Annotated in this window: 7 protein-coding genes and 2 pseudogenes; 6 read left to right on the forward strand and 3 right to left on the reverse strand. The window is 45.2% G+C overall.

The annotated features are described in order from the left end of the window. A pseudogene (locus FTV30_RS14655) lies at window positions 1–119 on the forward strand (IS30 family transposase); the annotation flags it as partial. 330 nt (window positions 120–449) lie between these two features. On the opposite strand, the gene uvrA reads toward FTV30_RS14655, so the two are convergent. The 3 genes from uvrA to tenA all read right to left on the reverse strand — a co-directional run bounded on the left by uvrA (window position 450) and on the right by tenA (window position 4,720). After that, window positions 450–3,281: an excinuclease ABC subunit UvrA gene (gene uvrA, locus FTV30_RS14660; protein ID WP_180001843.1), complete on the reverse strand. Its 2,832-nt coding sequence runs from the start codon at window positions 3,279–3,281 to the stop codon at window positions 450–452. A gap of 181 nt (window positions 3,282–3,462) precedes the next feature. After that, entirely contained in the window at window positions 3,463–3,831 is a 369-nt protein-coding gene (locus FTV30_RS14665; protein WP_180001844.1) for a hypothetical protein, read from the reverse strand. Window positions 3,832–4,048: 217 nt separating this feature from the next. Continuing rightward, complete coding sequence (gene tenA / locus FTV30_RS14670) at window positions 4,049–4,720, reverse strand: thiaminase II (protein WP_180001845.1); 672 nt, start codon at window positions 4,718–4,720, stop codon at window positions 4,049–4,051. A 222-nt stretch (window positions 4,721–4,942) separates the two neighbouring features. Between tenA and FTV30_RS14675 the strand changes: the two genes are divergently transcribed. From FTV30_RS14675 to FTV30_RS14690, 5 genes and pseudogenes are all read left to right on the forward strand, one after another. Next, window positions 4,943–6,031 (forward strand): DUF475 domain-containing protein, encoded by a 1,089-nt coding sequence (locus FTV30_RS14675; RefSeq protein WP_004647275.1) that lies wholly within the window; start codon window positions 4,943–4,945, stop codon window positions 6,029–6,031. Window positions 6,032–6,184: 153 nt separating this feature from the next. Continuing rightward, the gene (locus tag FTV30_RS14680; RefSeq protein ID WP_100534512.1) at window positions 6,185–7,549 is read left to right on the forward strand and encodes an MFS transporter; all 1,365 of its coding nucleotides are present in this window, start codon (window positions 6,185–6,187) and stop codon (window positions 7,547–7,549) included. A 51-nt stretch (window positions 7,550–7,600) separates the two neighbouring features. Continuing rightward, window positions 7,601–8,191, forward strand: a complete 591-nt coding sequence (ssb, locus tag FTV30_RS14685; RefSeq protein ID WP_005095120.1) for a single-stranded DNA-binding protein — start codon at window positions 7,601–7,603, stop codon at window positions 8,189–8,191. Window positions 8,192–8,346: 155 nt separating this feature from the next. Then, window positions 8,347–8,496: pseudogene (locus tag FTV30_RS16370) on the forward strand (site-specific integrase); the annotation flags it as partial. Between the two features lie 55 nt (window positions 8,497–8,551). Beyond that, a partial coding sequence (locus FTV30_RS14690; RefSeq protein ID WP_180001846.1) for a transposase occupies window positions 8,552–8,776 on the forward strand: 225 nt, incomplete at its 3' end.

Consider the following 8,776-nt stretch of genomic DNA (forward strand, 5'->3'; position numbering starts at 1 on the left):
TTGCCATGTCACTGAATACTCGCCCTAGAAAAGCGTTAGATTGGCTTACACCATTAGAGAAATTTGCTCAGCTTGTTGATTATCATAAGGCTTTTGAAACTGTCGCACCTCATGTTTGAATTCGCCATGTTATTCATAATTATATTTTTAATAATGGATATAATGTTGATACAGATTCTTTTGTACTGAAAAATGCAACCAAAGCAGATTGGTATAACTTAATTTTTCATGAAATTCCAAAGGATGAAAGATTTAAAAAGTCTAATAAACTTCAAATTTTGCGAAAATTATTAGTCCAGCAAATTTCAGTTGAATTACAATCTCAAATAAATGCTTTGATTTTTGAAGTCTTAGAAGACGAAGCTCGAGCATCAAGCTTGGAGAAAAGAAAGAATATTGAGTATGTGATTAAACGTTTAAAAGAAGGGCTCTTATGAGCCCTTTCTATATCACTTCAACAACGCTTTCAAGAACTTACCCGTATGTGACGCTTTCACTTTCACGACTTCTTCAGGTGTACCTTCCGCGACAATCATACCGCCACCTGAGCCACCTTCAGGTCCCAAATCTACCACCCAGTCAGCAGTTTTAATCACATCCAGATTATGCTCAATCACCACAATGGTATTACCCTTATCACGTAGCTGATGCAGGATGTCCAGCAGCTTGGCAATATCATGGAAATGCAGACCCGTGGTCGGTTCATCCAGAATATACAGGGTTTGACCGGTATCGCGTTTGGCCAGTTCACGTGCCAGTTTGACACGCTGCGCTTCACCACCGGAAAGCGTGGTCGCAGACTGACCCAGACGGATATAACCCAAACCTACCTGATGCAATGTTTCCAGACGACGGTGAATGACGGGAATGGCATCGAAGAAATGCATGGCATCCTCAACGGTCATCTGCAACACATCGGAAATATTCTTGCCCTTATAGTTCACTTCCAGCGTTTCACGGTTATAACGTTTGCCATGACAGGCATCGCAAGGCACATACATATCCGGCAGGAAATGCATCGCCACCTTGATCATGCCGTCGCCTTCACAGGCTTCACAGCGACCACCTTTCACGTTAAACGAGAAACGACCCGCGGCATAACCACGTGCTTTGGCTTCCGGAGTTTGTGAAAACAGTTCACGAATCGGGGTAAATAAACCGGTATAAGTGGCCGGATTGGAACGTGGGGTTCGTCCAATCGGACTCTGGTCAATATCGACGACTTTGTCGAGGAACTGCAAGCCATCAATCGATTCAAACTTTTCCGATGTTAAAGTGGTTGCACCATTCAGTTGGGTCGCCGCCAAAGGTAACAATGTCCGGTTAATCAAGGTCGATTTACCCGAACCCGATACCCCGGTAACACAAGTCATAATGCCCAAAGGAATGGTCAGATCGACTTTTTTCAGGTTATGCCCAGATGCACCCATCAGCTTGATCTGTTCTTCAGGTTTAGGTGGCTGAATCCGTTTTTTCGGCACTTCAATTTTTAACTTGCCAGACAAATATTGTCCGGTCAGCGAGTCAGGATTGGCCAGAATTTCATCATAAGTCCCTTCAGCAATCACATGTCCACCATGTACACCTGCACCCGGGCCAATATCAATAATATGATCGGCGGCACGAATTGCATCTTCATCATGCTCGACCACCAAGACGGTATTGCCCAAGTCTCGCAGACGGATCAGGGTTTGCAGCAGACGGTCATTGTCACGCTGATGCAGACCAATTGAGGGTTCATCCAGCACATACATCACGCCCATCAGGCCGGCACCAATCTGGGAAGCCAGACGAATACGCTGTGCTTCACCGCCCGACAATGTTTCGGCAGAACGCGACAGGCTGAGATAATTCAGACCGACTGAGACCAGGAAGTGCAGACGTTCACGGATTTCCTTGAAAATCTTGTCGGCGATTTCTCCGCGTGCGCCTTCTAGGTTAATGTCCTGATAATAGCTTTCGGCATCACCAATCGACATGCGGGTAATGTCGGCAATGGTCTTGTCCAGAATTTTCACATTCCGCGAGATTTCATTCAGCCGTGAACCATCACAGGCATCACAGGCAGCATTGGACAGATACTGCGCCAGATCATCACGCACATAATTACTTTCAGTTTCACGGTAGCGGCGTTCCAGATGCGGCAAAATCCCTTCAAACGGAATCACCCGATTATGACGACGGCCACGCTCATCGATATAACTTAGATCAATTTTTTCTTTGCCGGTGCCGTACAGGAATTTTTTCTTGGTGTCGGCATCCAGTTCATTCCACGGCGTTTCTAAAGAAAAACCAAAATGCTCGGCGACTTTCTGGATCATGCCGTAATAATAAGGACGCTGACGGTCCCAGCCACGAATCGCACCCTGACTGACACTGACTTCAGGATTGGGAATCAGTTTATCGGCACTAAAATGACTGCGGGTGCCGAGACCATCACAGACCGGACAGGCACCAAAAGGGTTATTGAACGAGAATAAACGCGGTTCCAGTTCTGCGACAGCGCGGTCACATTCCGGGCAGGAATGCTTGGCTGAAAACACGCGATCGTTATGTTCGCCCTTCATCCAGGATAAAATCGCAATATCGCCACCGAGGCGCAGTGCAGTTTCAAAACTTTCTGCGATACGGTTGCCCAGATCATCACGGACTTTAAAGCGGTCGACCACGACTTCAATGGTATGTTTTTTCTTTTTGTCCAGTTCTGGTGGCGGATCAATTTCCATGATCTCGCCATCGACGCGGGCACGGACAAAACCTTGACTCTGTAACTGCTCAAATAAGGCGGTATATTCACCTTTACGCTCACGCACCACCGGGGCAAGCAGCATCAAGGCTGTGCCTTCTTCCAGCACTTTGACTGCATCGACCATTTCCGTGACGGTTTGTGCCACCATCGGCAGGTCATGTTCAGGACAGAAGGGTGTACCGACACGTGCATACAGCAGACGTAAGTAGTCATAAATTTCGGTAATGGTACCCACGGTAGAACGCGGGTTATGGCTGGTCGATTTCTGTTCAATCGCGATGGCTGGACTGAGACCTTCAATCGAATCGACTTCCGGTTTTTCCATTTGTGAAAGGAACTGGCGTGCATAGGCAGACAGCGATTCTACATATCTGCGTTGACCTTCGGCATATAAGGTATCAAAGGCAAGCGAGGACTTACCTGAACCAGACAGTCCCGTAATCACCACAAACTTGTCGCGTGGTATATCAAGGTTCACATTTTTCAGGTTATGGGTACGTGCGCCTCGAATACGGATGTGGCTTTGGCTCATGCAAGGATCCTAGAATATTCATCAAAAACCCTTATATGATACCGGATGAAAAATGTTCAAGTGCAAATAAAAGTATTTTAAACGTCAAGTTATGTCGGTGATTGGTCAATTCATCACAATACCGAGAAATATCACAGTAGATCGCTTCACTGTTCAGAATGACTAGACGTGAGGGAAGTTCTTAACAAGCTGCTGCATAGCGGCGTTCAAAGATAGATTCAATATCTTTAAAGTAGCGGTCACGTGGCACATCATGATGCAGACGTGCATAAAAATTCACTTCATTTTCCAGAATGTGCAGAAAGTCCTCATAGTCTTTTTGGAAAAAATCCAAGTCAAGCAAATCATTACGGCGTGCCTGATGACAGCGATACTTTTCAATAAATTTCAGTAGATGTTTCTGGATATGCGTGTTGGTATGGTAAATCAGATAAGTCGCTGCCGAACCACAATCTAGGCAGCCTTGTTCGAGATAGATTTCTTCATTGTTGAACCAGCAACATTGCAGGGTGAAAAATGCCCGAATCGCTTCGGTGCCTAAAGTGTCCATATTATCTGCCTCTTTCCGGGATTGATTTTATTAATTGATAATTATTCTCAATTATTGTGCGGCAATTTTGGGCTTATAGCTAGGTCTAGCATACCGGCCCGTTCTATCCTTGTTTTTTCAGACTAAGCCGTTTTTATGATCAGTTTATGACAGCAGAAATTTTTTAAACGGCTATAACCAAAAAGCCCTGTCTTAAACAGGGCTTTTTTTATTCGTCTTATTCATCCAGACCAGGCCACTGGCGTTGCTCAAAGGCACTGTCCCAGAACAACCATTCCAGACGGGCAGCATGGGTATAAGCTGCATGCATTTTTTCTAGTGTATCGGCATCAACACGCGCCGCAACACGGTCAACAGTCGCAATCACATTACGTACCGCAGTGTGGAACTCTTCTCCTGAATAGGTGTCCACCCAAGCCTGATACGGATTATTCGGCGCAGAGTTGTCGACAATATCTTTACCAACTTCAGCATAAATCCAGAAACAAGGCAGCAACGAGGCCAGTACTACTGGGTAGCTTTCTGACCAAGTGGTCGAAGTCAGGTAAGAAGTATAGTGATGACATGCCAGAGTCAGCGGGGTATTTTCAAACTGCTCTTTGCTAATGCCAAAATCCTGCATAAAGCCATCATGCAGGCTACGTTCCACCACAATCGCAATTTTGGCTGCCTCGGCAAACTGGATCACATCATCCGCTTCAAAAGCTTTGGCAGCACATACGGCCAGTGCACGGCCATAGGCCAGTAAATAATGCGCATCCTGAATCACATAATGACTAAAGGCTTCACGGCTTAAAGTACCTTGCGCCAGTTGCTGATTAAAGGGCAGGGCCAGGGTCTTCTGATAAAGTCCGAGATTGCGTTGCCATAGCTCTTGTGAAAAACTCATGCTGAAAATCCTTCGCAGTTCAAGTTAAACCATGCGGCACTATAGCAAAGATCGGGCTGTTTAAAAGATCGGCAAATTTTAAAAACAGAAAATAAGATAAAACAGCTCAGGAAGTGCTTTGGTTTATGCGCTAAAAGTTTCATAATTAGCTTAACTTTTCCTATTCGTATTGCTGCTCTCTCGCAGCCATACATTTATTTAATTTATCCAAGGTCGTTGTGTATGTTGAAACATTTTGGTTTCTCGATTGCATTTTCGATCGTGTGTCTTGGTTTGTCTGCGTATTGGGGTTATACCCATGGTCCTGACGCAGGCCTGCAAACCATGCTCACAGCGCTGACCATTACCGCTATTCTGGCGATTATGGAAGTGTCGTTGTCCTTTGATAACGCGGTTGTCAATGCCTCAGTCCTACGGGGTTGGGATCATTTCTGGAAAATGCTGTTCCTGACAGTCGGTATTCTGATTGCAGTCTTCGGAATGCGTTTGATCTTCCCGGTGGTCATTGTTGCAGTGACTGCAGACCTGGGCTTTATGGAAGTGGTACGTCTGGCCCTGAATGATCCGAAAGAATATTCAGCACGTTTAATGGCACATCATCCCGAAATTGCAGCTTTTGGTGGTGCTTTCCTGTTGATGGTATTCCTGAACTTCTTCCTGGATGAAGAAAAAGACACGCACTGGTTCAGACGGGTGGAACGCCGTCTGTCCAATCTGGCCAATGTACCAGCGATGTCGGTGTTTATCGCACTGGTGGCCTTGTTAATCATGGCAGCCAATGTCGATGAAGCCAAGCGTCTGGCAGTGACTATGGCGGGAATCTGGGGCATCGTAATTTATATTGGGGTGCAGGTCTTGAGCCATATGCTCGGTGGTGAACCGGAAGTCGATGAAGAAGGCAATGCGATTCGTCATGATGAAAATGGCGTACCGACGGGTGTAGTGAAAGCCGGTATTGGTGGTTTCCTCTATTTAGAAGTCCTGGATGCCTCTTTTAGTTTTGATGGCGTGATCGGTGCCTTTGCGATTACCTCAGACGTGGTCATCATCATGCTGGGTCTGGCCATTGGTGCGATCTTTGTCCGTTCAATGACGATTTATCTGGTTGAACAGGGCACATTGGATGCCTATATTTACTTGGAACATGGTGCGCATTATGCCATCGGTGCACTGGCTTTTATCATGATTGCCAGCGGAACCGGTCTGCATGTACCAGAAGTGGTGACCGGTCTGATCGGTGTAGCCTTTATTGTCTGGGCAGTATTCGCCTCGATTCAATACAAAAAACGTCAGGCAGCTTTAGACAAATAAAGCGCTGTTCCTGAATAAAAAGCGTAGCTCCGGCTGCGCTTTTTTATTTTTAGATTGGCATCATCTTTATTTCAAATAAAATTCATGTCTTATTAATGAGCTGAATGTCCTATAATCTGGGCTCCAGATTAATTAACCCAATCGCCATAATTTATGATGAATGCTTTAGAACGTCGTTCAACCTTTGCCCTGAGCAGTATTTTTGCACTGCGCATGCTGGGGTTGTTTATGATTATCCCGGTGTTTTCTGTGGCAGGGCAGGCATATCAATATGCAACGCCTGCACTGATCGGTTTGGCGGTCGGGGTCTATGGTTTGACTCAGGCCTTATTACAGATACCATTTAGCCTGATTGCAGACCGCTATAGCCGTAAGCCTTTGATTGTTTTAGGACTGCTGCTGTTTGCCTTGGGTGGTGCGATTGCAGCCATGTCTGACAGCATTTATGGCGTGATTATCGGTCGTGCCATTGCTGGTGGTGGCGCAGTATCCGCTGTCGTCATGGCCTTGCTGGCCGATGTCACGCGTGAAGAAAACCGCATGAAAGCCATGGCAATCATGGGCATGAGTATTGGTCTGTCTTTTGTGGTGGCATTTAGTCTCGGGCCTTGGCTGACAGGTCTGGTTGGCATTTCGGGATTGTTCTGGGTTACTACGGTGATGGGATTGGCTGCCATTGCCATGCTGTTTATGGTGCCTAAAGTCACGCGCCATCATAAAAACTTTCAACAGGGTTATCTGACCCAACTGAAACAGGTGCTCCAGATTGGCGATCTGAATCGTCTGCATGTATCTGTGTTTACCCTGCATTTATTGCTCACAGCCATGTTTATTTATGTGCCTTCGCAGCTGATCGAGTTTGCAGATCTGCCACTTTCTAGTCATGGTTTGGTCTATTTACCCCTGTTGGTGCTAAGTCTGTTCTTTGCTTTTCCGAGTATCATTCTGGCAGAAAAATACCACAAAATGCGCGCGATTTTTCTGGTGGCGATTAGCGGTATTATTCTGGGTTTAATGGTGATGGTCTTTGGTTTTGAATCCAAATATATCTTGCTCATTGGCCTGGGCCTGTTCTTTATTGCCTTTAACGTGATGGAGGCCTTATTGCCTTCCTGGCTGTCTAAAGCTGCACCGATCCAGTCTAAAGCGACGGCAATGGGCGTGAATGCCAGCAGCCAGTTTTTGGGTGCCTTCTTTGGTGGGATGATCGGTGGTCAATTGTTGCTGCTCAATAATACCTCGATGGGCTGGAGTATCCTGACCGGGATTGCGATTGTTTGGCTGCTGATGAGTTTCGGGCTAGCTCAGCCACGCTATCTTTCATCACTGGTGCTGCGTTTGCCGGAAAGCAGACAAACTGACGAATGGACTTCTCAGCTTTTGGCGATTCGTGGTATTGAAGAAGTCGTGGTGATGGCTGAACAGCAAGTTGCCTATATAAAAGTCGATAAACAGCAGATTGATGATGCTTCGCGACAACAATTAACGCACTTGTTAGGTAAAGAGGTAGCCATTTAAGCATAACTCTTATAAAGTAAAATACAGAAATATATAGGAAGTAAACAGCAAATGCGTGGTGTAAATAAAGTCATCTTAGTGGGTACTTTGGGTAAAGATCCGGAAACCAAAACTTTTGCAAATGGTGGTTCTCTCACTCAATTTTCGATCGCCACTAGCGATTCGTGGACAGATAAAAGTACCGGTGAACGTAAAGAACAAACGGAATGGCACCGTATCGTGTTGCATAACCGTTTAGGCGAAATTGCGCAGCAATATCTGCGTAAAGGTTCTAAAGTATATATTGAAGGTTCATTACGTACCCGTCAGTGGACTGATCAAAATGGTCAGGAGCGCTATACAACGGAAATCCGTGGTGATCAAATGCAGATGCTGGACTCGAATCGTTCACAAGGCGAGCAGGGCGACAACAGTTTTAACCAGCCACGTTTTAATAACAATAATCAGGCGAGTAACAACCAAAGTGGCGGTTATGGCAATAATCCGCAGTCGGGTTATGGTTCAGCGCCGCAGCAAGGCGGTTTCAACAACAATCAGGGTGGCGGTTATGGCAACAATAACCCGAGTGGTTTTGCACCGAAATCTGCACCTGCACCAACAGCAGCGCCTGCAGCTGATTTAGATGATGATCTTCCGTTTTGAGACACACTAGAGATATATTTTTGTAAAGTTTATAAAATTATTCTTTATTAGCAGTTAGTTGAAAATAAAATTTACAGATATCAGAAATGATTCTGTAAATTTTTTTACTTATGATTTATGATATTTAATACTTAGATATTTTGTTAAATAAAGCCATGATGTTTGTTAAAAGATTTGTAATGAGTGGTGGTGAGAGATTCGCTGTTCTTTTGAATAGTGATGGTGTTCCTATGACTTATCCAAATTTATATACGATCATTCATTTAAGAAATCGTGGTCAATCAATCAATACTATTACAGCTATTCGGCTTTGTTGCACAAACCTATCTGTAAAGGCTTTTTCAGCGATATAATTTTCAAATGAAGAAGCCTACACACAAAATCTACCGCACAACCAATTGGCCCGCATATAACCGAGCACTCATAAGTCGCGGAAATATTGCCATTTGGTTTGATCTTGCTACGCAATGGTATGCTCCATCAAAAGGCAAACAAGGGCGAAATCAAACCTACTCCGACGCAGCTATCCAATGCTGCTTAATGATTAAATCCTTATTCCGTCTATCTTTACGTATGGTCACTGGC

This window comes from Acinetobacter sp. YH12255 (genome assembly GCF_013417355.1).
Lineage (GTDB): Bacteria > Pseudomonadota > Gammaproteobacteria > Pseudomonadales > Moraxellaceae > Acinetobacter > Acinetobacter pseudolwoffii.